This window comes from Microbacterium sp. 22215 (assembly GCF_052045655.1).
GTDB lineage: Bacteria > Actinomycetota > Actinomycetes > Actinomycetales > Microbacteriaceae > Microbacterium > Microbacterium phyllosphaerae.
Genome location: NZ_JBQEPC010000001.1, coordinates 414,907 through 437,878, shown reverse-complemented (window position 1 = coordinate 437,878; position 22,972 = coordinate 414,907). Strand labels below are relative to the sequence as shown.

26 protein-coding genes, 1 tRNA gene and 1 riboswitch are annotated in these 22,972 nt (G+C 68.6%); of the genes, 16 read left to right on the top strand and 11 right to left on the bottom strand.

Annotation, left to right across the window (positions count from 1 at the left end; all coding sequences use genetic code 11):
• Nucleotides 1–70: 70 nt before the first annotated feature.
• Nucleotides 71–682, top strand: a complete 612-nt coding sequence (locus ACTJKH_RS02270) for a flavodoxin family protein (protein WP_440735588.1) — start codon at nucleotides 71–73, stop codon at nucleotides 680–682.
• A 1-nt stretch (nucleotide 683) separates the two neighbouring features.
• Here the strand turns inward: ACTJKH_RS02270 and ACTJKH_RS02265 are convergent, their stop codons facing one another.
• Nucleotides 684–1,016, bottom strand: a complete 333-nt coding sequence (locus ACTJKH_RS02265; protein ID WP_440735587.1) for a DUF7882 family protein — start codon at nucleotides 1,014–1,016, stop codon at nucleotides 684–686.
• A 49-nt stretch (nucleotides 1,017–1,065) separates the two neighbouring features.
• Nucleotides 1,066–2,091, bottom strand: coding sequence for a hypothetical protein (locus ACTJKH_RS02260; protein ID WP_440735586.1), 1,026 nt, complete (start codon nucleotides 2,089–2,091; stop codon nucleotides 1,066–1,068).
• A 72-nt stretch (nucleotides 2,092–2,163) separates the two neighbouring features.
• Here ACTJKH_RS02260 and pgi point away from each other — a divergent pair, with 72 nt between their 5' ends.
• Nucleotides 2,164–3,843 (top strand): glucose-6-phosphate isomerase, encoded by a 1,680-nt coding sequence (gene pgi, locus ACTJKH_RS02255; protein ID WP_440735585.1) that lies wholly within the window; start codon nucleotides 2,164–2,166, stop codon nucleotides 3,841–3,843.
• Between the two features lie 59 nt (nucleotides 3,844–3,902).
• On the opposite strand, the gene ACTJKH_RS02250 is transcribed toward pgi, so the two are convergent.
• The 4 genes from ACTJKH_RS02250 to galU form a co-directional block, all read right to left on the bottom strand.
• Nucleotides 3,903–3,975, bottom strand: a tRNA-Ala gene (locus ACTJKH_RS02250).
• A 48-nt stretch (nucleotides 3,976–4,023) separates the two neighbouring features.
• Nucleotides 4,024–4,869, bottom strand: coding sequence for a hypothetical protein (locus ACTJKH_RS02245; RefSeq protein WP_440735584.1), 846 nt, complete (start codon nucleotides 4,867–4,869; stop codon nucleotides 4,024–4,026).
• Nucleotides 4,870–4,949: 80 nt separating this feature from the next.
• Nucleotides 4,950–5,561: a GNAT family N-acetyltransferase gene (locus ACTJKH_RS02240; protein ID WP_210099231.1), complete on the bottom strand. Its 612-nt coding sequence runs from the start codon at nucleotides 5,559–5,561 to the stop codon at nucleotides 4,950–4,952.
• Nucleotides 5,562–5,606: 45 nt separating this feature from the next.
• Nucleotides 5,607–6,494 (bottom strand): UTP--glucose-1-phosphate uridylyltransferase GalU, encoded by an 888-nt coding sequence (gene galU, locus ACTJKH_RS02235; protein ID WP_440735583.1) that lies wholly within the window; start codon nucleotides 6,492–6,494, stop codon nucleotides 5,607–5,609.
• Nucleotides 6,495–6,535: 41 nt separating this feature from the next.
• Here galU and ACTJKH_RS02230 point away from each other — a divergent pair, with 41 nt between their 5' ends.
• The 3 genes from ACTJKH_RS02230 to mscL are packed head-to-tail and all read left to right on the top strand — an operon-like array spanning nucleotide 6,536 to nucleotide 7,871.
• Nucleotides 6,536–7,132, top strand: a complete 597-nt coding sequence (locus ACTJKH_RS02230; RefSeq protein ID WP_210098554.1) for a 5-formyltetrahydrofolate cyclo-ligase — start codon at nucleotides 6,536–6,538, stop codon at nucleotides 7,130–7,132.
• 17 nt (nucleotides 7,133–7,149) lie between these two features.
• Entirely contained in the window at nucleotides 7,150–7,422 is a 273-nt protein-coding gene (locus ACTJKH_RS02225; RefSeq protein WP_210098555.1) for an FmdB family zinc ribbon protein, read from the top strand.
• 26 nt (nucleotides 7,423–7,448) lie between these two features.
• Nucleotides 7,449–7,871: a large conductance mechanosensitive channel protein MscL gene (gene mscL, locus ACTJKH_RS02220; RefSeq protein ID WP_440735582.1), complete on the top strand. Its 423-nt coding sequence runs from the start codon at nucleotides 7,449–7,451 to the stop codon at nucleotides 7,869–7,871.
• Nucleotides 7,872–7,953: 82 nt separating this feature from the next.
• Here the strand turns inward: mscL and ACTJKH_RS02215 are convergent, their stop codons facing one another.
• Both ACTJKH_RS02215 and ACTJKH_RS02210 read right to left on the bottom strand, forming a co-directional pair.
• Nucleotides 7,954–8,172, bottom strand: a complete 219-nt coding sequence (locus tag ACTJKH_RS02215; protein WP_440735581.1) for a hypothetical protein — start codon at nucleotides 8,170–8,172, stop codon at nucleotides 7,954–7,956.
• Nucleotides 8,165–11,884: an AAA family ATPase gene (locus tag ACTJKH_RS02210; protein ID WP_440735580.1), complete on the bottom strand. Its 3,720-nt coding sequence runs from the start codon at nucleotides 11,882–11,884 to the stop codon at nucleotides 8,165–8,167. Before ACTJKH_RS02210 ends, ACTJKH_RS02215 begins: the two co-directional genes overlap by 8 nt.
• Nucleotides 11,885–12,072: 188 nt before the next feature.
• On the opposite strand from ACTJKH_RS02210, the gene ACTJKH_RS02205 reads away from it, so the two are divergent.
• On the top strand, nucleotides 12,073–12,588 hold the full coding sequence (locus tag ACTJKH_RS02205) for a methylated-DNA--[protein]-cysteine S-methyltransferase (RefSeq protein WP_440735579.1): 516 nt from the start codon (nucleotides 12,073–12,075) through the stop codon (nucleotides 12,586–12,588).
• Nucleotides 12,589–12,709: 121 nt separating this feature from the next.
• On the opposite strand, the gene ACTJKH_RS02200 is transcribed toward ACTJKH_RS02205, so the two are convergent.
• Together ACTJKH_RS02200 and ACTJKH_RS02195 are read right to left on the bottom strand one after the other, a co-directional pair.
• Nucleotides 12,710–14,347 (bottom strand): solute symporter family protein, encoded by a 1,638-nt coding sequence (locus tag ACTJKH_RS02200; protein WP_440735578.1) that lies wholly within the window; start codon nucleotides 14,345–14,347, stop codon nucleotides 12,710–12,712.
• A complete protein-coding gene (locus tag ACTJKH_RS02195) occupies nucleotides 14,344–14,691 on the bottom strand; it encodes a DUF485 domain-containing protein (RefSeq protein WP_440735577.1) in 348 nt (115 codons plus the stop codon). Before ACTJKH_RS02195 ends, ACTJKH_RS02200 begins: the two co-directional genes overlap by 4 nt.
• Nucleotides 14,692–14,800: 109 nt before the next feature.
• Between ACTJKH_RS02195 and ACTJKH_RS02190 the strand changes: the two genes are divergently transcribed.
• The 3 genes from ACTJKH_RS02190 (at nucleotide 14,801) to ACTJKH_RS02180 (ending at nucleotide 16,532) form a co-directional block, all read left to right on the top strand.
• Complete coding sequence (locus tag ACTJKH_RS02190; RefSeq protein ID WP_259162057.1) at nucleotides 14,801–15,661, top strand: LuxR C-terminal-related transcriptional regulator; 861 nt, start codon at nucleotides 14,801–14,803, stop codon at nucleotides 15,659–15,661.
• Nucleotides 15,662–15,733: 72 nt separating this feature from the next.
• Nucleotides 15,734–15,801, top strand: a riboswitch (guanidine-III (ykkC-III) riboswitch).
• A 10-nt stretch (nucleotides 15,802–15,811) separates the two neighbouring features.
• Nucleotides 15,812–16,138 (top strand): DMT family transporter, encoded by a 327-nt coding sequence (locus ACTJKH_RS02185; protein WP_440735576.1) that lies wholly within the window; start codon nucleotides 15,812–15,814, stop codon nucleotides 16,136–16,138.
• Between the two features lie 49 nt (nucleotides 16,139–16,187).
• Nucleotides 16,188–16,532, top strand: coding sequence for a histone-like nucleoid-structuring protein Lsr2 (locus ACTJKH_RS02180; RefSeq protein ID WP_210098563.1), 345 nt, complete (start codon nucleotides 16,188–16,190; stop codon nucleotides 16,530–16,532).
• Nucleotide 16,533: 1 nt separating this feature from the next.
• Here ACTJKH_RS02180 and ACTJKH_RS02175 read toward each other — a convergent pair whose 3' ends face one another.
• Nucleotides 16,534–17,109, bottom strand: coding sequence for a MarR family winged helix-turn-helix transcriptional regulator (locus ACTJKH_RS02175; protein WP_440735742.1), 576 nt, complete (start codon nucleotides 17,107–17,109; stop codon nucleotides 16,534–16,536).
• A gap of 145 nt (nucleotides 17,110–17,254) precedes the next feature.
• Here ACTJKH_RS02175 and idi point away from each other — a divergent pair, with 145 nt between their 5' ends.
• The 7 genes from idi to ACTJKH_RS02140 are packed head-to-tail and all read left to right on the top strand — an operon-like array spanning nucleotide 17,255 to nucleotide 22,927.
• Complete coding sequence (idi, locus tag ACTJKH_RS02170) at nucleotides 17,255–17,776, top strand: isopentenyl-diphosphate Delta-isomerase (protein WP_440735575.1); 522 nt, start codon at nucleotides 17,255–17,257, stop codon at nucleotides 17,774–17,776.
• 29 nt (nucleotides 17,777–17,805) lie between these two features.
• Nucleotides 17,806–18,858 carry a polyprenyl synthetase family protein gene (locus tag ACTJKH_RS02165; protein ID WP_440735574.1) on the top strand — a complete coding sequence of 351 codons (1,053 nt, stop codon included), beginning with the start codon at nucleotides 17,806–17,808 and terminating at the stop codon, nucleotides 18,856–18,858.
• The gene (locus ACTJKH_RS02160; protein ID WP_440735573.1) at nucleotides 18,855–19,760 is read left to right on the top strand and encodes a phytoene/squalene synthase family protein; all 906 of its coding nucleotides are present in this window, start codon (nucleotides 18,855–18,857) and stop codon (nucleotides 19,758–19,760) included. The genes ACTJKH_RS02165 and ACTJKH_RS02160 overlap by 4 nt, the downstream gene beginning before the upstream one ends.
• Nucleotides 19,757–21,358 carry a phytoene desaturase family protein gene (gene crtI / locus ACTJKH_RS02155; protein ID WP_440735572.1) on the top strand — a complete coding sequence of 534 codons (1,602 nt, stop codon included), beginning with the start codon at nucleotides 19,757–19,759 and terminating at the stop codon, nucleotides 21,356–21,358. The genes ACTJKH_RS02160 and crtI overlap by 4 nt, the downstream gene beginning before the upstream one ends.
• On the top strand, nucleotides 21,358–21,702 hold the full coding sequence (locus ACTJKH_RS02150; RefSeq protein WP_440735741.1) for a lycopene cyclase domain-containing protein: 345 nt from the start codon (nucleotides 21,358–21,360) through the stop codon (nucleotides 21,700–21,702). The genes crtI and ACTJKH_RS02150 overlap by 1 nt, the downstream gene beginning before the upstream one ends.
• Complete coding sequence (locus ACTJKH_RS02145; protein ID WP_440735571.1) at nucleotides 21,699–22,040, top strand: lycopene cyclase domain-containing protein; 342 nt, start codon at nucleotides 21,699–21,701, stop codon at nucleotides 22,038–22,040. Before ACTJKH_RS02150 ends, ACTJKH_RS02145 begins: the two co-directional genes overlap by 4 nt.
• Nucleotides 22,037–22,927, top strand: a complete 891-nt coding sequence (locus ACTJKH_RS02140) for a prenyltransferase (protein WP_440735570.1) — start codon at nucleotides 22,037–22,039, stop codon at nucleotides 22,925–22,927. The genes ACTJKH_RS02145 and ACTJKH_RS02140 overlap by 4 nt, the downstream gene beginning before the upstream one ends.
• The last annotated feature ends 45 nt before the right edge of the window (nucleotides 22,928–22,972 follow it).

The window sequence follows — 22,972 nt, the reverse complement described above, 5'->3', positions numbered from 1 at the left end:
CCGTCTAGCGCAGACGCCCCGGCGACGGAACCCCCTGGGGCATCCGCGCCGATGATGGTTTCGTGCAGTCATGACCGCACAACTGACAGCCCTGGCCATCTCCTGCACCCTGAAGCCCTCCCCTGCAGACTCGAGCACCGACCTCCTCGGATCGCAGATCCTCGCCGCGCTCGGCGAGCACGGGGTCACCGGCGAGAGTGTCCGAGCCGTCGATCACGTGATCAGCCCCGGTGTCGAAGCCGACATGGGCGGCGACGACCAGTGGCCGACACTGCGTGAGAAGGTGCACGCCGCCGACATCCTCGTGTTCCTCACCCCGACCTGGATGGGGCAGCACTCGAGCGTCGCTCAGCGCGTGCTCGAGAGACTCGATGCGGAGCTGAGCGAGACGGATGACGCAGGAAGGCCGATCCTGTTCGACAAGGTCGCGATCGCCGGGATCGTCGGCAACGAGGACGGCGCGCACCACATCGCCGCGATCCTGTTCCAGTCACTGAACGACATCGGCTACTCCGTCCCTGCGCAGGGATCGGTGTACTGGAACGGCGAGGCGATGCAGACCGTCGACTACAAGGATCTCGCCGAGACGCCCGAGAAGGTCGCTCAGGCGACGGCGACCGCGGCGCGCAACGCGGCGCACCTCGCGCGGCGACTCAAGAGCGACGGATACCCCGCGGAATAGCTCAGGCTCGCGCCTTGCTGTCGCTCGCTGCGCTCGGCTCGACGTAGTCGTCGATCACGAGCTCACCGGTCGCGTTGAGACCGCGCATCATCTCCTCGATGCGGTGCTTCTCGACCGGGAGGGACTCGGCCGAGGTGAAGAGGAACTGCAGCGGGATCGCGGGATGGATCCACACCGTCAGACGCCCGGTGTCGCCGCCCTCGCGGGGGTGCCACGTCATCATGAAGCTCTCCTGCCGGCGCAGCTTCGTTCCGACGATGACCTTCAGATGCGCGAGCGTCGCGTCGTCGATGAGGATCGGCTCCGATGTGCCGTCATACCGCAGTCTTCCCATGAAAGAAACCGTACCTCGTGCGCGCGCTCGCGCGTGCACGCGCGAGGGATCACGCGGCTCGGCGGAAGCGCACCGTCTCGGCACGACGAGAAGGCTCGAGCGTCACGCCCGCGAGCTCGAGGCGGCGGACGACGCGTCGGGGCAACGCGGGGAGCTCCGCCGTGCGGCCTTCCGACGGCTTCGCGAGGCCGACGATGAGGGAGAGGTCGGTGTCGGCTCCGCGGACCTCCACCCGTGCGTAGTCGCTGCGCATCCGCCAGACGAGCGTCTCGAGTTCCGTGAAAGGGATGCGATGGGTCGACGAGTCTGTGCGGATGCGCAGCTCGTCGTTGCCGAAGGCCACCGCGCATGACAGCGTCCGACGACGCAGAGCCGACCTGAGCAGCAGGTACGCCGGAAGCCCGACGACGGCGCCCATCACGATGATCGCGACCCGCGGCCCCATCCTCATCACGGCGTCGTCGAGCGCGATCAGCAGTGCGGTTCCCGCCAGACCCAGGACCAGGACCACTCCGACGACCACGAGCGTGAGCGCGCGCATCCGCAGGTCGAGGGCCCGGAACTCGACACGCGATCCGTCGCCGTGCTCCTCCCGCTGCCAGTCGGGGGGCGTGGGCGCCGGCCGCGTCGCCGTGTCCCGACGCCGGAACAGGTCGGTGATCCGCGAGAGCAGGCCGAGCCAGATCCATCCCACCGCCGGGCCCGCCGCGATCTGCAGCACCAGGATCACCGCTCGTGCGGGCTCGGGAAGGTCTGCGAGCAGGTCTGCTCCGCCGAACTCGATGACGAAGGTCATCAGGGCGGTCAGCACCACGGCGACGCCGATCTGCAGAACCACGCCCGTGCGGGCGAGGCGCATCTCCATGGTCGCGTTCACGAACGAGAACGCGAGGCCGAAGCCTCCGAGCAGCATCAGGAGGAACGGGAAGAAGCTCAGGTCATCGCCCGCGAGCGTCCAGGCGATCGCGGCGGCGAGCAGCACGAGGCCGACGATGAGCGGATCCCGCACGAACCTGCGGGTGACGGTGTCCCTGATCCGCCTGTCAGCGGTGTTCTCGGGGGCCGTGTCGGTCATCGCAGCAATCCTAGAGCGAGCTCGCGCGTCATCACGGGCTCATCGCCCCTCCTGCCGCAGTACCGTGGATCCATGACCGCTCCTGTTGATCCGACACACACCCCCGCCTGGTCCGAGCTCGCCGCACTGCGCGAGTCGATCAGCCCCGATCTGCGCGGGTGGTTCGCCGCCGATGCGGATCGCGCCGAGCGCTTCTCGTTCCCGCTCGCCGACCTCCACGTCGACCTCTCGAAGAACCTCGTCACCGACGAGGTTCTCGCAGCCCTGGTGCGCCTCGCGGAGCAGACCGGCGTCGCCGATCGCTACGCGGCGATGCTCGAGGGCAGCCACCTCAACACCTCCGAGGATCGCGCAGTGCTGCACACGGCCCTGCGACGCCCCGCCGGCATCTCCCCCGCACTCGTCGTCGACGGGCAGGACGTGGATGCCGACGTGCAGGCGGTGCTCGACGCGCTCAGCGCGTTCGCGACGCGAGTGCGAGCGGGCGAGTGGCTGGGCGTCACGGGCAAGAAGGTCACCCACGTCGTCAACATCGGCATCGGCGGTTCCGACCTCGGTCCCGTCATGGTCTACGAGGCGTTGAAGCCCTACGCGGATGCCGGCATCGAGGCGCGGTTCGTGTCGAACATCGACCCCACCGACCTCGCGCAGAAGACCGCCGACCTCGACCCCGAGACCACGCTCTTCATCGTCGCGTCGAAGACCTTCACCACCCTCGAGACGCTCACCAACGCGCGCCTCGCGCGCGACTGGCTGTGGGCGGGCCTCGAGGCATCCGGAGCCATCACCGCCGATGACGACGCCCGCACCGACGCCGTCGCGCACCACTTCGTCGCCGTGTCGACCGCGCTCGACAAGGTCGCCGCCTTCGGCATCGACCCCGCCAACGCGTTCGGGTTCTGGGACTGGGTGGGCGGGCGCTACTCGGTCGACTCCGCGATCGGCCTGTCGCTCGCGATCGTGCTCGGTCCCGACGCGTTCCGCGACCTCCTCTCCGGCTTCCACGCCGTCGACGAGCATGTGCGCACCACCCCGCTCGAGCGCAATGTGCCGGTCCTGATGGGCCTGCTCAACGTCTGGTACGTCAACTTCCACGGTGCGCAGTCGCACGCCGTGCTGCCCTACGCGCAGCAGCTGAGCCGGTTCCCCGCCTACCTGCAGCAGCTGACGATGGAGTCCAACGGCAAGTCCGTGCGCTGGGACGGCACACCCGTCACCACCGACACGGGCGAGGTCTTCTGGGGCGAGCCCGGCACCAACGGCCAGCACGCGTTCTATCAGCTCATCCACCAGGGCACGCGACTCATCCCCGCCGACTTCATCGCCTTCGTGAACCCGGCCTACCCGCTCACCGACGGCGGCCAGGACGTGCACGAGCTGTTCCTCGCGAACTTCCTCGCCCAGACCAAGGCGCTGGCGTTCGGGAAGACCGCCGAAGAGGTCGAGGCCGAAGGCACCACGGGTGCTCTCGTCGCGGCCCGCACCTTCGCCGGCAACCGCCCGACGACGTCGATCTTCGCCCCCGCCCTGACGCCGCAGGTGCTCGGGCAGCTCATCGCCCTGTACGAGCACATCACGTTCACCCAGGGCACGATCTGGGGCATCAACTCGTTCGACCAGTGGGGAGTCGAGCTCGGCAAGCAGCTCGCCATGCAGATCGCCCCCGCGATCGGCGGCGACGAGTCGGCGATCGACGCGCAGGATGCCTCGACCAAGGCCCTGCTCGCGTACTACCGGGCCAACAGGGCGTAGCCAGGACCACACGACGAGAAAGACCCCCGAGCTGATGCTCGGGGGTCTTTCCCTGTCTGTGGACCTAAGGGGATTCGAACCCCTGACCTCCTCGATGCGAACGAGGCGCGCTACCAACTGCGCCATAGGCCCTGACGTCTTCTACGCTATCACGATCGACGGGGCACTCACGCCCATCGATCAGCCTGCGGCCCGCTTGGCCAGGAGGTCGCGGACGTGCGCCTCGATCTCGGCGTCGTCCACGTAGCCCATCTTCGCGAACGGCGACGTGGCGACCGGGATCTGCACCGGAGTCGCCGGCGCCATCCGCTCGGCGCGCTCGCGCAGTTCGGCGAGGCGCGCGGCTGTGCGACGCTCCTCCTGAGCATCCATCTCGGCGCGGGCAATCTGCGCACGAGAGCCCGCCACCGAGACCAGCGGCTCGGGAAGCGGGCGTGGCGTCCACGTGGCACGACCCTGATCATGCAACGTCGGCTCGGCCCGCACGACCGGCTCCTCGGCGATCCGCACCGAGCGACGCGCGGCGCGGCTCGCGACCGACGACATCCGCTGAAGAGCGAAGCCCGCAGCGATCACCACCGCTCCCCCGAGCCAGAGAAGCGTCTGGGCCTGCGTGGCGAGCAGCTGCCACACCCCGAGACCCGCCACGACGAGACCGAGCAGAAGAACGGAGGTCGCGGCCATGCGCACACGCCGACGCGCTCGCGCCTGGCGCACGACGGGATCGGCTCGAGCGGCAGCGAGCTCCTGACGGAGAGCGGTGAGCTCGGCCGCCTCCCTCTCGGACTGCAGACGCTTCGCGAGCTTCTGCTGTGCGAGCGCGGTGCGGGCGTTCAGTTCGAGCCGCACCTCACCGGGTGTCTCGCTGGTCTCGGCCAGCACCCGGAGCGCCTGATTCAGCCGTACGGCGTTGCGCTCGGCGGCGTCGTACTGGAAGCGACCGCGCCACGAGGGCAGCAGATACAGCATCCACAGGAGCACGGCGACGAGCACGATCACTCCTCCGCTCAGCACCGGCCCGTCCATGTCGACAACGGTACGGGAACATCGGCGGCAACGACCCTCAGTCCGGGCGTGTGTCGCGACCAGTTCGGCGTGTCGCGCCCTCAGATCGCCAGTCGGTCGGACGGCGGGATGGTCGCCGCGTCGGGCGGCACCTGACCGTTGAGCCACCGCGCCAGCACACCCTGGGGCACGTCCTCCCGGGTGAGCGCGAATGCGTAGTGGTCGCGCCAGTCGCCGTCGATGTGGATGTAGCGGCGGCGGAGGCCCTCGTAGCGGAAGCCGAGCTTCTGCACCACGCGCAGGCTCGCCGCGTTCTCGGGGCGGATGCAGATCTCCATGCGGTGCAGCGCGTACTCGGTGAAGCACGCGTCGGTCGCGAGCGCGACCGCCGTCGGGGTGATGCCCTTGCCCGCGAAGCGCTCGCTCACCCAGTAGCCGATCGTCGCCGAGCACAGCGACCCCCTGGCCACACCCCAGACGTTCAGCTGACCGGCGACCTCGCCGTCGTACTCCATGACGAACGGGTAGCCCTGCCCGTCGCGATACTGCTGCAGCAGACGCCGGATGCTGAGCCGCATGTCGAACGACACGGAGCCGTACGGCACCGTCGCCTCCCAGGGCTGCAGCCACGCACGGTTGCTCAGCAGCTCGTGCTGCAGCGGCCTGGCGTCACGGGAGCGCACGAGGCGCAACTCGATCGGACCGTGCCGCATCCCCGTCGCCTGATCCATCCGAGCGCTCCGAAGCCGCAAGGACGCCTAGAGGCGTTCCGCGAACTCCTTCAGCCACGGCCGCAGCTCGGGGCCGAGGTCGTCGCGGTCTGAGGCGAGCTGCACGATCGCCTTGATGTAGTCGACGCGGTCGCCGGTGTCGTAACGGCGTCCACGGAAGATGACGCCGACGACGCCAGGGCCCTCGGGCCTGGTGGCGAGCTCCTGCAGCGCGTCGGTGAGCTGGATCTCTCCGCCCTTGCCGGGCTCGGTGCGCTCGAGCACCTCGAAGATCGAGGCGGGCAGCACGTAGCGACCGATGATCGCGAGGTTCGAGGGAGCGTCCTCCTGCGCCGGCTTCTCGACGAGACCCGTCACGCGCACGGCGTCCGAACCGTCGATCTCCTCGACGGCGGCGGCGCCGTACATGTGGATGTTGGCCGGATCGACCTCCATGAGAGCGATGACCGCGGCACCGCTGCGCTCGTGCTCGGCGATCATCTCGGTGAGCAGCGGGTCGCGCTCGTCGATGAGGTCGTCTCCGAGGAGCACGGCGAACGAGCTGTCACCCACGTGGGTGCGAGCACGCAGCACCGCGTGTCCGAGACCCTTCGGCTCACCCTGACGGACGAAGTGGATGTCAGCGAGATCGCTCGACTGCACCACCCGCGCGAGGCGGCCGGTGTCGCCCTTCTCCATGAGCTTGACCTCGAGCTCGGGCACCGAGTCGAAGTGGTTCGAGATGGCGTTCTTGTTGCGTCCGATGATCACGAGGATGTCCTCGATGCCGGCGGTCGCGGCCTCTTCGACCACGTACTGGATGGCCGGCTTGTCGACGACCGGCAGCATCTCCTTCGGCATCGCCTTCGTCGCCGGCAGGAATCGTGTCCCCAGTCCTGCGGCGGGAATGACGGCCTTGATCTTCTGAGAACCCATCTTCACAGCCTAGTGGGGATGCCCGCCGTAGACTCGGAGCCATGTCGAACGACGTCGAGCACGAGAAGCGCGCGCTGCGGGCCGAGCTCCGTGAGCGCCGCCAGCTGCTGAGCGATGCCCAGCGCGAGAGCGCGGCATCCGCCCTCACGCAGAGACTGGACGAACTCGTCGAGTCGCTCGGCGCGCGGTCGATCTCGTGCTTCCTCTCCACCACCACCGAACCGGGGACGAGGGAGTTCGTGACCGGTGCCGTGCGCCGCGGGATCCGTGTGCTCCTTCCGGTCACCCGGGCGGACGGACTTCTCGACTGGGCGGTCGCGACCGACGACGACGACGTCGCCGAGGGCCTGTTCGGGCTGCCCGAGCCGACGGGCGAGGTGCTCGGCCCCATCGCGGTGAACGACGTCGACCTCATGGTGATCCCCGCCGCGGCCGTAGACCGCACCGGGATGCGCATGGGGTGGGGCCGCGGCTACTTCGACAAGACCATCGGATCGATGGAGAAGTGCCCGCCCGTCTACGCGGTCATCTATGATTCCGAGGTACTCGACTTCCTGCCGAGAGAGGTTCACGACCAGCCGGTCACCGGCGTCGTGACCCCCACGCAGACCCTTCTCCTGTCGCAATCGCGACGCTGACCCCCGCGAGGACCGCAATGCCCACCTATGCCTATGCCTGCCGTTCCTGCGGCCACGCCTTCGACGCCGTGCAGAGCTTCTCCGACGACGCCCTCACCGTCTGCCCCGAGTGCGGCGGCGAGCTGCGCAAGCAGTACGGGTCCATCGGCGTGACGTTCAATGGCTCGGGCTTCTATCGCACCGACTCGCGGTCGGGGTCCGGCTCTTCCGCATCCGCCCCGGCATCATCGAAGTCGGAGCCGACGAAGAGCGCCACCCCGGCGCCCGCGTCGAGCACCACCTCTTCCTGACACACAACGGACCTCCGGAGGTTCCCATGCTCAAAGGTTTCAAGGACTTCATCCTCCGCGGCAACGTCATCGACCTGGCTGTCGCGGTCGTCATCGGCACCGCGTTCACCGCGATCGTCACCGCCGTGGTGAACAGCATCATCACCCCGCTCGTGTCCCTGTTCTTCAAGGCCGACGCGGCCGGCAACTTCGGACCGCAGCTGACCAGCCTCTACGGCGACCAGGTCACCTTCCCGATCGGCGATCTGATCTCGGCGATCATCAGCTTCCTCTCGGTCGCCCTGGTGGTCTACTTCGTCTTCGTGCTGCCGATGAACACCTTCAAGGCGCACGTCGAGGCCCGCAAGGGCACCGCCGCAGAAGAGCCGGCGGAAGAGCCGGCCGCCGCGACCGAGGCCGAGCTGCTCGTGGAGATCCGCGACCTGCTCGCCCGGAACGCCCGCAGCTGACACGCATCGCCTCGACGCACGAAAGCGCACGGTCCTCTCGGGCCGTGCGCTTTCGTCATACCGGGCGCGTGGTGCGGCGCGGTCAGTAGTGCGGAGGCACGTCCTGCATCAGGCGGTCGTCGTTGGGACCCTTCGGACCTTTCGGGCCCGTGGATGCAGGCGCCGCCGGCCGCGTCGTCGGCGATGCCGCCGTCTCGGGGTCCGTATCGGTGCCGGGCACCGGGGTCAGCCGCGCACGCCGAGACCCCGCGACCCGCACGACCTTCTGCCGCGGAGCACTCGGGTCGGACTGCTCAGCCATTCTTCGGATCGTCGAGATCGATCGGCTGTGTGTCGTTGTCGGCGCGGGCGGCGGATGCCGAGATCCCCAGCACCCCCGCGATGCGTGACGCCGCGGTGACGGGGTCGCTGTACAGGTCGAAGGCGTGCACGCGGACGTAGTGCCACCCGAGTCGGCGGAGCACGTGCGGCCTGAGACGCAGCGTCTCGCGCAGGGACTCGCCTCGCGACTCCGGGTCGGACTCGATCACGACCGCCTTGCCGCCGTGCTGCGCGACGAGCGGAAGCAGACCGCGGTAGTCGACATCGACAGAGGCGCCGAGGCGGCGCAGCTCCCGCGCGAGAGCGAGCGTCAACGGGTCGGCGAGATCCTCGAGGCGCGCGTCACGACCGCGTGCGGCCAGGCCGCCCAGGATCGACATCAGCATGGCCGCACCGTATTCGAGTCTTCCGTCGTCGAACGAGGAGGGCCGGATCGACGAGACGATGACCATCGAGCGACGGGCCCTCGTCATGCCGACGGTCAGCAGCCGCTCGCCGTCGGGAGTCGACAGGTCGCCGAAGTCGCTGAGCACGCGACCGTGCTTGGTGAGACCGAAGCCCAGAGAGAAGATGACCCGGTCGCGACTCTCGGCGACGGACTCCTCGAGAGTGAGCACCGCGAAGGGCTCTGCCGTGTCCCGCCCCACGAAGTCGGCGACGTCGGATCGGCCCGCGAACGCCGAGGTGACCGCCGCACGCACGCGCTCTGCGTGACGTTTGCTGGCGGTGACGACCATGAGGGACTCGTCCGGGCGATGCACGGCATGCTCGACGACGAGAGTGACGACCCTGGCGACTTCTGCCTCCGGGCTCTCCACGGCTCCCGAGACGGGGTCGGGGGCGCCGGTGCCGCCCTCGACGTAATCGACGGTCAGGCTGCCGCGCCCGAGGTACGAGCCCGCCCAGGGCAGCGAGACGATCTCGCCGCCGTAGAACGCGTCGTTGATCAGTTCGGCGAGGTCCTCGCCGCCCGCGCGGTAGCTGCGCGTGAGCGTCATCACGGGGAGCAGCTCCGACAGGCGCTCGAACACCGACACGGAGTCGAACGGCACCTCGTGCTCCCAGTCGACCCCGGGATCGACGGCGACATGGAACGGCGTCGGAAGCTGGGTCACAGGATCGCCGAACGCCACGATCTGCCGCGCACGGCGGATGGCCGGCGCGGCCTCGGCGAGGTTGATCGCGGCCGCGTCGACGAGGAGCACCGCGTCGAACTCCACCGAGTCGGGAATGTGCGGCACGAGGTACGGCGACGAGATCCACACGGGGGCGAGCACGTCGACCAGCGCGGGAGCGGCGCTCACGATCTCCGCCGTCGTGGTGGTGGGCTGCTTCAGCGCCCGACGCAGGTTCTGCGACTCCTGCGGCTCGTCGACGATCGCGATCTTCCACTGGTTGGCGAGCTGCCAGGCGAGCAGAGGCCCCGCCATGGCCGCATGCGCCTCATCGACGAGGCGGAAGTCGCGCTCGAGTCGGTCGACGACGGCCGTGTTGGCACCGAGGAGAGCCCGGTCGTCCTGCAGCGCGCGCTCGAGAAGCGTCTGCCACCAGGCGAATTCCAGCTCGTCGCCCACGCGTGCTTCGGAGACGTGCCGTACCGAGAGCTCGGCGAGGAGCGGCTCGAGACCGAGTTCGGCGAGTCGATCACGCAGCTGCGCGCGCTCGACCAGGTTGTCGAACACGTCGGACTTGGCCGCGAGCCCCGCGAGGGTGCGCACGAGTCGCGCGACGGGTAGAGTGGACAACGGCTCCCGACGGCCGAGCGCGACGTCGAGTTCGGCGAGCTCGGCGGTGACCCGCTGCCAGGCGACGTAGACGTCCGCGAGGCCGAGAGGGATCTCGGGGGCGACGCCCGCGTCGACGTACCGCTGCCACTGCGTGCGCTGCGTCTGGATGCGCAGCAGCGCCTCATGCATCTCGGTGACATGGACGCCGGGACGCACATACTCCTTGGCCAGACGGCGCAGGCGACGGCGGTCGGCACCCGACAGGTTCGGCGCGTCACGACGCGAGCCGTGGGCCTTGATGAGCTCGCCGAGCGGACGCTCGAACACGGTCGGACTGAAACGGTCGAGGGAGTCGCGGATGCCCTGCAACAGGCGCAGGTACTCACCCAGTTCGTCGATGGTCGAGAACGGTCGCATGTGGGTCTGCGCGATCAGGGCATACCCCCGCTCGAGCAGTGCCGGCACGCTGTCACCGTGCAGACGCCCTGCCAGCTGGTGCGCCGCCCTCGCGGCCTCCGTGCTCGAGAAGCTCACGCCGTACCAGGGTGAGTCGTTCGGACCGAACCGGAACTCGCCGAGACGCGCGGCCTGGGCCAGAGCGGCAGCCGCGGCGGAGCGGTCGTCGGAGAGGCGTCGGAGAGTCTCGGGGCTCAGTCGGGCGGTGGTCGACGGCGGGGTCGGCAGTGACGCGAGCCGCGTGAGGTGACGGGTGGCGTCGAGCACCGAGGCGTTCGTCCCCGCGACCGGGGCCGTGAGCGCCTGCCGGTAGTCCCGCAGCACGGTGCGCAGACGCACGAGCGCGTCGTCGACGTCGCTCACCTTCGGCGCGGTCGCCTTCTCGTTGCGGCCGATCGCGCGCACCAGATCCCGGCGGACGCTCGCGGGCGAGACCGCGAGGCTGTCGAGACCGATGCCGGCGAGACGATGCCGCACGCCGTCGAGGGTCGAGCGGCGCGCCGAGACCACGAGCACCCGCTTGCCTGCGCGCACCAGCTCGCCGAGCGCGTTGATCACGGTCTGGGTACCGCCGGTGCCCGGCAGCGTGGCGACCGTCAGCGAGTGACCGGCGGCGATCCTTGCCAGGACCGCCTCCTGCTCGGCATCCGCATCCAGGAGCAGGTTGTCGGATGCCGGTGCCCTGTCATCCGGGCCGGTGTGATGCGGCGCCGGTCGTCGTGCGGAGACCTGCTCGCGGTCGCCGACGTGTCCGGCGAGCGCGTTGAGCACGATGTGGTCGAGGCTTCCGCCGTCACGCGACATCGCACCGCCGACGTCGGCGAAGGTCGACACCACGAGCCGCGGGAGGACCGTGAAGGTGTCGATCGAGCGGGTGGTCGCCCGCAGGCTGTCGATCACCGGCTGAGGCTTGAAGATGCCGCCGTCGTAGGCGAGCGCGGCGAGCGCCGTCGCGTCGATCGTGATGCCGAAGTGCTCACGCGCGATGCGCACGAGTTCGGGGTTGACCTCGAAGGCGCCCTGCAGCTTGAGTTCGAAATCCGAGTGATGACGACGGATCGCGAGAGGACGCAGGAGGACGGGAGCGGCGAAGTCCGCGCCGCCGATGCGCCACCCTGCGACGCCGACGGCCAGGTGCACGGCCTCGATGCCGCGGACTGTGCGCAGCTCCGTGTTCTTCGCCGTGATCCGCTCGGCGGCGAGGCGTGCCGTGCGCAGACCGACCTCATCGCGATACAGGTTCGAGAGGAGCGTCGACTTGCCGGTGATGAACTGGGGAAGGCTTCCGGGGTGCGCCTTGGAGATGTCGATGCCGGATTCGACGGTGTCACGGAAGGTGACCAGCGGCGAAGAACCGCCCAGATCCGCCGCTTCGGCGCGCAGGCGCGTCCGCTCGGCCTCTGCGGCGTGAGCGATCTCGACGCCGGGGGCCGACTCCTGCAGCCCGCCCAGGGTCACTGAGGCATCGGTCGCTGCATCATCCGCAGCCTTGCCTTCACGTCGCCACACATCTCACACACTAAGCGCGGCTCGCCGTACCGCCGGTATCCCGGGCGGGTTTCACCGTATTTCCGCCTTTCTCCGCGCCTTCGGCACCCGTCCGACCGCTCCTGCACCTCCGCGGCGATCGGACGCGCTCTCCCCCGGTCGCGTACGCGCGCACCCCGGCAGTCGGCCGCGACGGTCAGGATGGTGGCATGACCTTCCGCTACGACTTCGCTCCGACCCCCTTCGGAGACGCACTCGCCGTGTTCTCCGACGACGGGCTCGTCCGATTCGATCTCTCGGAATCCGACGATCCCTCCGTCCCCTGGCTTCTGGAAGAGGTCTCCGGCCGGTTGCGCTCGGTTCCCGACCCCGATCCCGGTGCCGCCGACGAGCTCACCGAGCTCCTCGACGAGTACTTCGCCGGAGTGCCGGTGAGGTTCGACGAGCATCTGACGCTCGACTGGCGTCTGTCGGAGGGATTCGCCCGCACCGCGCTGCAGGCCATCAGCACGATCGAGTGGGGCCAGACGCTCAGCTACGGCGAGGTGGCGATGCTGGCGGGGCGACCGGGCGCCGCACGTGCGGTCGGCACAGCCTGCAGGCTCACCCCGTTCTCGATCGTCGTCCCGGTGCACCGTGTGGTGCGGTGGGACGGCACCCCGGGCCAGTACGGAGCCCACCCCGAGCGGAAGAGGTTCCTTCTCGATCTCGAAGCGCACGGGTGAACAGAAGCGCACGGGTGAGGGCGCACCGCGCCGAGACGGCGTGGACCCCCGACGAGTAGGCCGTCGGGGGTCCACGTGCTCATCCTCTGAAAGCGGCGGGGGATGAGAGATCAGGCGGAGTTCAGTGATCCGACGCCTTCTCCGCACCGAACCCGGTGAGCGAGCGCACCTCCATCTCGGCAGCGAGATGCGGCGATTCCTTCGTGCGGCTGGTGATGGTTCCGAGCCAGCCGAGGAAGAACCCCAGCGGAATCGAGACGATCCCGGGGTTGTTCATCGGCCAGAGCACGATGTCGATACCGGGGATCATCGACGTGGGCGATCCCGAGAACACCGGGGACAGCACGATCAGGATGATCGCCGCCGAGAGCCCGCCGTACATGCTCCACACCGCTCCTCGGGTGGTGAAGGGGCGCCAGAACAGCGAATAGAGGATGGTCGGCAGGTTCGCCGACGCGGCGACGGCGAAGGCCAGCGCGACGAGGAAGGCGATGTTCTGCCCCTGCGCGCCGATGCCACCGACGATGGCCAGGATGCCGATCACGACGACCGTGCGCCGTGCGACCCGCACCTCCCCGTTCGGATCGGGCTCCACGGCGTTGCCGGACGCGTCCTTCTTCCCCCTCTGGATCACGTTCGCGTAGATGTCGTGCGCGAACGAGGCCGCCGCCGTGATCGTGAGACCCGCCACCACCGCGAGGATCGTGGCGAACGCGACCGCTGAGATGAACCCCAGCAGCACGGGGCCGCCGAGGTACAGCGCGAGCAGCGGCGCTGCGGAGTTCGGCCCACCGGGTGCCGCCGCGATGACGTCGGCACCGACGAGGGCGCCGGCACCGTACCCGAGCACGAGGGTCAGCAGGTAGAAGCCGCCGATGAGCCAGATGGCCCAGACCACCGAGCGGCGCGCCTCCTTGGCCGTCGGAACCGTGTAGAAGCGCATCAGCACGTGCGGGAGTCCGGCGGTTCCGAGCACGAGCGCCATGCCCAGAGACAGGAAGTCCCAGGGGTTCGCTCCGTACTGCAGGCCCGGTCCGAGGATCGCGTCGCCCTTGTCGGAGTTCGCCACTGCCGCCTCGAGCAGCGTGTTGAGGTTGAACCCGTTGATCGCGAGCACCCAGATCGTCATGGCGATGGCTCCGCCGATCAGCAGGAAGGCCTTCACGATCTGCACCCAGGTGGTGCCCTTCATGCCGCCGATCAGCACGTACACGATCATGAGGACGCCGACGACGGCGATCACGATCGACTGCCCGACCCTGCCGTCGATTCCGAGCAGCAGAGAGACCAGGCCTCCGGCGCCCGCCATCTGCGCGAGCAGATAGAAGAAGCAGACCGCGAGGGTGGTGATCGCCGCCGCCATCCGCACCGGGCGCTGCTTCAGACGGAACGACAGCACATCGGCCATCGTGAACTTGCCCGTGTTGCGCATGAGCTCGGCGACGAGCAGCAGGGCCACGAGCCACGCCACCAGGAACCCGATCGAGTACAGGAAGCCGTCGTAGCCGTTGATCGCGATCGCACCGCAGATGCCGAGGAACGACGCGGCTGACAGGTAGTCCCCCGCGATCGCGAAACCGTTCTGCGGTCCGGTGAACGAACGCCCCGCCGCGTAGTAGTCCGCCGCGGTCTTGTTGTTGCGGCTGGCGCGGATCACGATGAAGAGGGTGACGGCGACGAAAGCGACGAAGATCGAGATGTTCAAGACGGGATTGCTCTCGACCGCGAGCTCCGCAGCCGCGGAGTGGATCACGTTCATGCGTCGGCCTGCGCCTTCTCGAGTTCTTCCCTGATCTCGGTCGCGATTGGATCGAGCTTCCGATTGGCGAAAGCGACATATCCCATCGTGATCGCGAAAGTGGTCACGAATTGTCCGAGCCCCATCAGGAGCCCGACGGTGATATCACCCCACACCCGCTGTGACATGAAATCGGTGGCGAATGCCGCGAGCAGGACATAGACGAAATACCAGATCAGGAAGAATGCCGCGAGCGGGAAGATGAATGACCGCTGCGTCTTCTTCAGCTCTTGGAATCGCGGGGATTCCTCGACGGCGACGTAGTCGATCGCGCCTGCCGGTTCGGCCGTTGGATGGTCGGACATGGGGCCTCCTTGCCACATGGTCTACGGCTCGCCCTCGTCTGCCGGGCGAATGGTAGGGTCGACGCTACGAAACGGGGAACAGGGCCGTCACCCCCGAAAGTAGGTAGTCGTGAGCACACCGACCGGGTGGGAATCCGAGACCGAGCTCGTCGCCAGAGCGGTGCGCGAGCTCGCCCAGCGCACCCGCTTCCCGGTTGCATTCGGCGGCCTGATCGACGAGGGCGTCGTCAGCGTCACGAGCATCGTCGGCAACCGCACGCACAGCCTCGACGGCCTCAGGGTCCGGCCGGAGCGCGGGCTCGGCGGACGGGCGATGATGGAACTGCGTCCGCGCATGACCAACGACTACGGCTCCTCGCAGCAGATCACCCACGACTACGACGTGTTCGTGCTCGGCGAGGGGCTGCGGACCCTGCTCGCTCTACCGATCGTGGTCGGCGGCCGCCCACGGGGCGTGCTCTACGCCGGCGCCTGGGACCGCACACCGGTCGGCGGGGTGACCACTGCTCCCGCGATGCAGGTCGCTCAGTCCGTCGCGGAGGAGCTCCGCATCCGCGACGAGGTCGAGCGGCGCCTGCGCTCTGCGGGTCCGACATCCGAGTCTGTGGCGCCGCGCCAGCGCGAGGAGCTGCGCGAGAGCTTCGCCGAGCTCCGCAGCATCGCCGCATCCATCGACGACGTCGAGCTGCGGGCCCGCATCGCCCAGGTCGAGCAGCGACTCGTCACGCTCGCAGAAGACGCCGCTCCCGCGGCCGCCACGGGGCCCATTCCGACCGTGCGTCTGTCCCGACGTGAGACCGATGTGCTCGCCTGTGCGGCCCTCGGCGCGACGAATGCGGAGGTCGCAGCGCAGTTGGGCCTGCGGGAGGGAACGGTCAAGGCGTATCTGGGCACGGCGATGTCGAAGCTGGACGCGTCGACGCGCCATGCCGCCGTGGCGAAGGCGCGGCGCGCCGGGCTGCTTCCCTGACCGCTCAGCGGCACCGGATGCGTCGACGCCGGCGCTGCACAGTCCCTGCCCAGACCCGGTCGCTACCATGGATACTGGTCGGTGAACCCCGGCCCCGGACGAGGCAGACCAGTACCCGGTGAGCGAAAAGACTGGTCCGAAAGGACCATCATGTCGTGGATCGTATTGGTCGTATCCGGAGTCCTCGAAGCCGTCTGGGCGACGGCGCTCGGCAAATCGGAGGGACTCACCAAACTCTGGCCGAGCATCATCTTCGTGGGCGGTCTGATCCTCTCCATGATCGGGCTCGCATTCGCCATGCGCGATATCGCGACGGGCACCGCTTACGCGGTGTGGGTCGGAATCGGCGCCACTCTCACCGTCATCTGGGCGATGGCCACCGGCGACAGCGATATCTCCTGGCCGCGAATTCTTCTGCTGCTCGGACTCGTCGGCTGCATCGTCGGCCTGAAGCTGATCGACCCCGGCCACGAATAGACACGACTCGACGTGTCATATTTCGCATTCCCGGGGTAATGTCACTCCCATGGCAAGAAGAATTGTGCACCAGCTGGTCGATGACATCGACGGAACCGTACTCGAGGTCGGCGAAGGCGAGACCGTGCATTTCTCGCTCAACGGCGCCTCCTATGAGATCGACCTGAACACCGCGCACGCGGAGGAATTGCGCAAGGCTTTCGAGCCGTACATCTCGGCCGGACGACGCGCGGGCTCCTCCGGCGCCGTGCGCTCCGCCGCCCCGAGGAAGCGCCCAGGGCGCAACCCCGAGGTGGCCGCGATCAGGGCATGGGCGAACGACAACGGCTACACGCTCTCGGAGCGGGGCCGCATTCCGGCTCCCGTCGTCGAGGCGTACAACGCCGCGCACTGACTCACTCGGAGGTCGCGACTCCGGCCTGAGCCCACGGCTCATCCCGGAGCGTGATCTCCTGCGCCATGTCCGACAGGAACCTGATCACGACGTCACGCTCGTCGGGCGTCAGCCGCGCCGCGGAGTAGAACCGCTTCGCCTGCTGGCGCCCCACCGTCTCCATGGCCGCCTGACGGGTCTCCGGGGTGATCGTGATCGCGAGAGCTCGCCGGTCGGTGGGATGCGGTGCTCGGCGGATGTGTCCGCCCTTCTCGAGGCGGTCGAGCAGCTTCGTCGTCGACGCCGTGGAGATCCCCAGATGCGTGGCGATGCCGCCGGGAGTGGCCGTCGCGCCGCGATTCGCGCACACGATCAGGTAGTGGAGCGCACGCATGTCGGTCTCATTGAGCCGCATGTAGCGTCGGGACGCGAGCGACAGCTTCTGCTCGGCATCCCTCAGGTCCCCCAGAGCGCCCATGACGAGAGCGATCTGCCGGAGGTCTTCCGGGTCGACCCCGGAGCGATCGACCAGCGTGCTCCGAGGGTCGCTCGACTCGACGTCGTAGATCGCCGAATGGGCGAGCCCGTCGGGCGACATCTCGCCACGGAGGGGGATCACCTCTGACGCCCCGATCCCCCGGGGACTGGCGTCAGATCCGTTGTCCATGCCATCATGCTACACACCATTGGATTCATGTTATGTTGATTATTAGCTAAGCTAGCGAAATCGAGGAGGTTCCCCGTTGGATGAGGTCACCCTCCTTTCCGCAGATGGAGTCGCGATCGGCGTGCTCTCGAAAGCCGCGGTGCACACGACGGACACCCCTCTGCATCTCGCCTTCTCGTGCCATGTCCTCGATCGCGACGGGCGCCTGCTGGTGACCCGACGGGCGCTGTCCAAGCTCACCTGGCCGGGCGTCTGGACCAACAGCTTCTGCGGGCATCCTCGCCCCGGCGAAGACATGCTCGATGCCGTCCACCGCCGCGCGCACGACGAACTCGGCCTCCGCATCACCGAGCTCTCCCTCGCGATCCCCGACTACCGGTACCGGGCCGTCGACGCGAGCGGGATCGTCGAGAACGAGATCTGCCCGGTGCATGTCGCCATCGCCGACGGCCCTCTCTCCCCCGACCCCGATGAGGTCTCGGAATGGGCGTGGGTCGATCCGGCGGAGTTCGCCGACGCCGTCTCCGCCGCTCCGTTCGCGTTCAGCCCCTGGCTGGTCGAGCAGCTTCCCCGATTGCGCGAGCTCGGGGCGGTCTGATCGTGTCTGCCACCGCGATCCGAGAAGACATGAGCACGAGGGTCGAACAGCTGCTGCGCCAGCGCTTCACCTTCCACTGCGAGAACGCCGAGGTCTACGGTTCCGAGTTCGCAGCCCTGTGGCGCTCGACGGCCGATCACGCCCTCGGGGGAAAGCTGGTGCGGCCGCGACTGCTTCTCGACATCCACCGTGCCCTGGTCTCGGATGCCTCCCCTGAGCCCAGCATCGCTGCGGTCGACGTCGCCACCCACATCGAACTGCTGCACTACGCGTTCCTGCTGCACGACGATGTGATCGACGGCGACCTGACCCGACGCAAGCGGCCGAACCTGATCGGTGAACTCGCCGCCACCACCCCGGGGGCGACGGAGGAGGATTCGCTGCACTGGGCGCGCTCGAGCGCGATCCTGATGGGAGATCTGCTGCTGTCGGCGGCGATCATGGGCTTCGCCAGAGCCGATGTCCCGCAGAGCGTGCGGGTGCGCCTGCTCGATCTCGTCGAGCAGACGATCCTCGAGACCGTGGCCGGCGAGCACACCGACGTGGCGCTGAGCCACGGGATCATCGCCTCCGACGTCGCCACCGTGCTCACCATGAGCGTGTACAAGACGGCGACCTACTCGTTCTCGCTTCCGCTGCGGGCAGCCGCGCTGCTCGCCGGTTCCTCCGAATCGGCGGAGGAGACGCTGAAAACGGTCGGGCGGCACCTCGGCCTGGCCTACCAGCTGCAGGACGACCTGCTCTGCGTGTTCGGAGACCATCGCAAGCACGGGAAGGATGCCTTCTCGGATCTGCGCGAGGGCAAGGAGACCGCGATCATCGCGTTCGCCCGTTCGACGAGCGCCTGGGCGCAGATCGCCCCTCGTTTCGGATGCCCCGATCTGAGCCTGGACGACGCCACCGCCATCCGCGATCTCCTGCAGGAGTGCGGAGCCGAGAGATTCGTCGTGAGTCTGATCGGCGAGCAGCTCGACGCGGTCTACGCCCTGCTGTCCGACGCGGAGGCTGCCGGCGAGATCAGCTCCGACGCCGCACGATCGATCCTCGTCTCCGCCTCGCAGCTCGAGGGGCGGCAGGCATGACCCCGACGTCGCGCGACGATTCGGGCGAGAGTCTGGGGCGGTTCAGCCGCGCCGCCGACACCGCGTCCACCGAAGTCATCCGCAGCTACTCGACCTCGTTCGGACTCGCCACGCGCCTGCTCGGCGAGCGTCACCGCCAGCACGTGCGCAACATCTACGCGATGGTGCGCATCGCCGACGAGATCGTCGACGGAGTCGCCGCCGAGGCCGGACTCGACGCCTCGGCCCAGTCCGAGGCCCTCGCCTCGTACGTCGCCGAGACCCATCGATCGATGCGAGTCGGCTACAGCACCGACCTGGTACTGCACGCCTTCGCCCGCACTGCACGCGAATGCGGCATCGATGAGGACCTCACCCAGCCGTTCTTCGACTCGATGAGAGCCGACATCGACACCGCCACGGAATTCACCGCCTTCGACGCCGACGCGCACGAGCGCTATGTGTACGGCTCCGCCGAGGTGGTGGGGCTCATGTGCCTCCGCGTGTTCCTCCGAGACGAGAACCCGACGACCGCGCAACGCGAGATCCTGACCCATGGCGCCCGCCAGCTGGGGGCCGCGTTCCAGAACGTCAACTTCCTCCGCGACCTCGCCGATGACACCGACCGGCTGCAGCGCGGGTATCTCGGCGACTCCGGCCGTCTCACCGATGCCGATCGAGACGCCTGGGTGCGCACGATCACCTCGCAGCTCGCCGACGCTCGACGCTCGATCCCCCTCCTCCCGAAGGATGCCCGTGCCGCTGTGCGCAGCGCCCTCGCCCTCTTCGAGGCGCTGACACGTCGCGTCGCGAAGACACCGGCATCGACACTCTACGAAAGGCGGGTTCGGGTGCCCGATCCCATGAAGGCGCTCCTCGCCGCGCGCGCGGTCATCGTCACCTCCGTGGAGCGCGACCGATGAGTCGGGTCGCCGTCGTCGGCGCCGGTGTCGCCGGCCTGGCGGTCGCCGGTCTGCTCGCACGCGAGGGACACGACGTCACCGTCTACGAGAAGAACAGCCGGGTCGGCGGTCGCGCAGGCACCATCGAGCGAGAGGGCTTCCGATTCGACTCGGGACCCTCGTGGTACCTGATGCCGGAGGTGTTCGACCACTTCTTCGCGATGATGGGCACCTCGACCGCCGAACAGCTCGACCTCACACTGCTCGATCCCGGCTACCGCGTCTTCCGGGCGCCCACCGCCGACGGTCACCCCTCGCCGGCCATCACCGTCCCGTCGGGGAGAGCCGAGGTGTCGCGCCTGTTCGAGTCTCGCGAACCCGGCGCCGCGAAGGCCCTCGATGCCTATCTCGACTCGGCGCACGACGCGCGTGTCATGGCCGAGCGCTACTTCCTCTACAACCCGTTCACGCGGCTGCGCGGGCTGATGACGCCCGAGGTGCTGCGCGCTCTCCCCCGACTGTTCACGCTCCTGGGCACACGCCTGCAGTCCTTCGCCGCCCGCCGCTTCCGCGACCCGGTGATCCGCCAGCTGCTCGGATATCCGGCGGTCTTCCTCGGCACCGACCCGCGCACGGCCCCCGCGATGTACCACCTGATGAGCGCGCTCGACCTCGACGAGGGTGTCAGCTATCCGCAGGGCGGGTTCTGGCGCGTCGTCGAGCGCATCGCCGAACTCGCCGAGAACGCGGGCGCCCGGATCGTGCTCGATGCCGATGTCACCGCGATCAGCACCGGCACCCGCTCCGGCGAGACGGCCGTGACAGGCGTCGAATGGCGCGACGGCGACGGAACCACGCACCGCGCCGACGCCGACGTCGTCGTCTCCGGAGCCGACCTCCACCACACCGAGACGGCGCTCCTTCCTCCGCACCTGCGCACGTATCCCGAGTCCTGGTGGCAGCGACGCACGAGCGGACCCGGCGCCGTGCTCGTGATGCTCGGCGTCCGAGGTTCCCTGCCCGAACTCCCGCACCACTCCCTGTTCTTCACCGACGACTGGGATGCCAACTTCGACGCCATCTTCGGCGATCACCCCTCGGTCCCCTCGCCCGCATCGACGTATGTCTGCCGTCCGAGCGCGACCGACGACACGGTCGCGCCGGACGGGCATGAGAACCTCTTCGTCCTGGTTCCGATCCCCGCCGACACCGAGCTCGGCGGCGGCGGCTCCGACGGGAGCGGCTCCGCTCGGATCGAGCAGACCGCGGATGCGGCGATCGATCAGATCGCGCGATGGGCAGGCATCCCCGACCTCCGCGACCGCATCGTCGTGCGTGAGACGAAGGGCCCCGCGGACTTCCGCGACGACTACAACTCGTGGCGCGGAGGCATGCTCGGGCCGGCCCACATCCTCTCGCAGAGTGCGATGTTCCGCGCCCAGAACGCCTCTCGTCGGGTATCGGGCCTCTACTACGCGGGTGCCACCACAGCGCCCGGCGTCGGCGTGCCGATGTGTCTCATCAGCGCCGAGATCGTGCTCAAGCGCATCCGCGGGGACCACTCGAGCGGGCCGCTCGACGCCACGACCACCGCCGCGTCGACGAGCGGGGCCGCGTGATGGGGTTCGTGTATCTGGCGCTCCTCCTCGTGGCCCTCGGCTGCATGCTGTTGCTCGATCGCCGTTTCCGCCTGTTCTTCTGGCGCGACGCGGTGTCGGCATCCGTCGTGACCGCCGTGGGACTCGCGTTCTTCCTGATCTGGGATATCGCCGGTATCGCCGGAGGGATCTTCTTCCGCGGTGAAGCCGCCGTCGCGACCGGGATCGTGCTCGCGCCCGAGCTGCCGATCGAAGAGCCGGTGTTCCTGCTCTTCCTCGTGATCTGCACGATGATCGTCTACACCGGCGCAGTGCGCATCCTCTCGAGCATCCGCAGCAGCGCCGCCGTGGAGGAGCCCTCATGACGTACCTGCAGCTCTCGGCGTGGTTCGTCGGCGCGGCCATCGTGGCGGCCATCCTGCTCTCGGTCCTCGCAGGTCGGCATCGCGCCCACGTGGGTGGGATCGTGCTCACCGTCGTCGTGCTCGTGATCCTCACCGCCGTCTTCGACACCGTGATGATCGCGACAGGCCTCTTCCACTACTCCCCCGAGCACCTGCTCGGCGTGCACATCGGTCTCGCCCCGCTCGAGGACTTCGCCTATCCGATCGCCGGCGCCATCCTCCTGCCCGCCCTGTGGGCCGCGCTCCGCGCCCGCCGCGCGAAGGCCGACCGACGAGCAACCGGCGAGGACGCCTCATGACCGCGCCCGCCGCCCGGGGATCCGTCGGCCGCGACGTCGCACAGATCGTCCTGTCGTCCCGCCCCATCAGCTGGATCAACACGGCGTTCCCCTTCGCGGCCGCCTACCTGCTCAGCACCCGTGAGATCGACCTCACGCTGATCATCGGGACCCTGTACTTCCTCGTGCCCTACAACCTCGCGATGTACGGCATCAACGATGTCTTCGACTACGCCTCCGATCTCGCCAACCCGCGCAAGGGCGGCATCGAGGGCGCGCTCCTCTCGCCCCGCATCCACCGAGCCACCCTGTGGGCTGCCGCGGCGACGAACATCCCGTTCCTCGTCTACCTCGTCGTCGTCGGCAACCCGGCGTCGTGGGTCTGGCTGGCGATCAGCGTGTTCGCCGTCATCGCGTACTCGGCCCCGGGCCTCCGGTTCAAGGAGCGGCCGTTCCTGGACTCGACGACCTCGAGCCTTCACTTCGTGACGCCGGCGATCGTCGGCCTCACCCTCGCCACCGGCGCCGTCACCCCCACAGCCGTCATCGTCCTCGTCGCCTTCTTCCTCTGGGGAATGGCCGCGCACGCGTTCGGCGCCGTGCAGGACATCGGCCCCGACCGTGAGGGCGGCATCGGCTCGATCGCCACGGTGATCGGCGCACGAGCCACGGTGCGGCTGTCGATCGCGTTCTGGACTCTCGCCGGCGCCGCGATGCTCTTCACCACGTGGCCTGGGCCGCTCGGCGCAGTACTCGCTCTGCCCTACATCGTCAACGCCGCCCCCTGGTGGAATGTCACCGATGAGACCTCCGGTGGCACGAACCGCGCCTGGCGACGCTTCATCGCCCTGAACTACTTCGCAGGCTTCCTCGCGACGATGATCCTCATCCTCGCCTGGGTCTCCTGATCGCCCCGCTTGACTCCCCCCATCTGCACGCCCCGAGAGGAACCT

Bases quoted from the DNA above. Each gene is read 5' to 3' on its own strand.
- ACTJKH_RS02270 (WP_440735588.1), top strand. From the start codon at position 71: ATGACCGCACAACTGACAGCCCTGGCCATCTCCTGCACCCTGAAGCCC.
- ACTJKH_RS02265 (WP_440735587.1), bottom strand. From the start codon at position 1,016: ATGGGAAGACTGCGGTATGACGGCACATCGGAGCCGATCCTCATCGAC.
- ACTJKH_RS02260 (WP_440735586.1), bottom strand. From the start codon at position 2,091: ATGACCGACACGGCCCCCGAGAACACCGCTGACAGGCGGATCAGGGAC.
- pgi (WP_440735585.1), top strand. From the start codon at position 2,164: ATGACCGCTCCTGTTGATCCGACACACACCCCCGCCTGGTCCGAGCTC.
- ACTJKH_RS02245 (WP_440735584.1), bottom strand. From the start codon at position 4,869: ATGGACGGGCCGGTGCTGAGCGGAGGAGTGATCGTGCTCGTCGCCGTG.
- ACTJKH_RS02240 (WP_210099231.1), bottom strand. From the start codon at position 5,561: ATGCGGCACGGTCCGATCGAGTTGCGCCTCGTGCGCTCCCGTGACGCC.
- galU (WP_440735583.1), bottom strand. From the start codon at position 6,494: ATGGGTTCTCAGAAGATCAAGGCCGTCATTCCCGCCGCAGGACTGGGG.
- ACTJKH_RS02230 (WP_210098554.1), top strand. From the start codon at position 6,536: ATGTCGAACGACGTCGAGCACGAGAAGCGCGCGCTGCGGGCCGAGCTC.
- ACTJKH_RS02225 (WP_210098555.1), top strand. From the start codon at position 7,150: ATGCCCACCTATGCCTATGCCTGCCGTTCCTGCGGCCACGCCTTCGAC.
- mscL (WP_440735582.1), top strand. From the start codon at position 7,449: ATGCTCAAAGGTTTCAAGGACTTCATCCTCCGCGGCAACGTCATCGAC.
- ACTJKH_RS02215 (WP_440735581.1), bottom strand. From the start codon at position 8,172: ATGGCTGAGCAGTCCGACCCGAGTGCTCCGCGGCAGAAGGTCGTGCGG.
- ACTJKH_RS02205 (WP_440735579.1), top strand. From the start codon at position 12,073: ATGACCTTCCGCTACGACTTCGCTCCGACCCCCTTCGGAGACGCACTC.
- ACTJKH_RS02200 (WP_440735578.1), bottom strand. From the start codon at position 14,347: ATGAACGTGATCCACTCCGCGGCTGCGGAGCTCGCGGTCGAGAGCAAT.
- ACTJKH_RS02195 (WP_440735577.1), bottom strand. From the start codon at position 14,691: ATGTCCGACCATCCAACGGCCGAACCGGCAGGCGCGATCGACTACGTC.
- ACTJKH_RS02185 (WP_440735576.1), top strand. From the start codon at position 15,812: ATGTCGTGGATCGTATTGGTCGTATCCGGAGTCCTCGAAGCCGTCTGG.
- ACTJKH_RS02180 (WP_210098563.1), top strand. From the start codon at position 16,188: ATGGCAAGAAGAATTGTGCACCAGCTGGTCGATGACATCGACGGAACC.
- ACTJKH_RS02175 (WP_440735742.1), bottom strand. From the start codon at position 17,109: ATGTCGCCCGACGGGCTCGCCCATTCGGCGATCTACGACGTCGAGTCG.
- ACTJKH_RS02165 (WP_440735574.1), top strand. From the start codon at position 17,806: ATGAGCACGAGGGTCGAACAGCTGCTGCGCCAGCGCTTCACCTTCCAC.
- ACTJKH_RS02160 (WP_440735573.1), top strand. From the start codon at position 18,855: ATGACCCCGACGTCGCGCGACGATTCGGGCGAGAGTCTGGGGCGGTTC.
- crtI (WP_440735572.1), top strand. From the start codon at position 19,757: ATGAGTCGGGTCGCCGTCGTCGGCGCCGGTGTCGCCGGCCTGGCGGTC.
- ACTJKH_RS02150 (WP_440735741.1), top strand. From the start codon at position 21,358: ATGGGGTTCGTGTATCTGGCGCTCCTCCTCGTGGCCCTCGGCTGCATG.
- ACTJKH_RS02145 (WP_440735571.1), top strand. From the start codon at position 21,699: ATGACGTACCTGCAGCTCTCGGCGTGGTTCGTCGGCGCGGCCATCGTG.
- ACTJKH_RS02140 (WP_440735570.1), top strand. From the start codon at position 22,037: ATGACCGCGCCCGCCGCCCGGGGATCCGTCGGCCGCGACGTCGCACAG.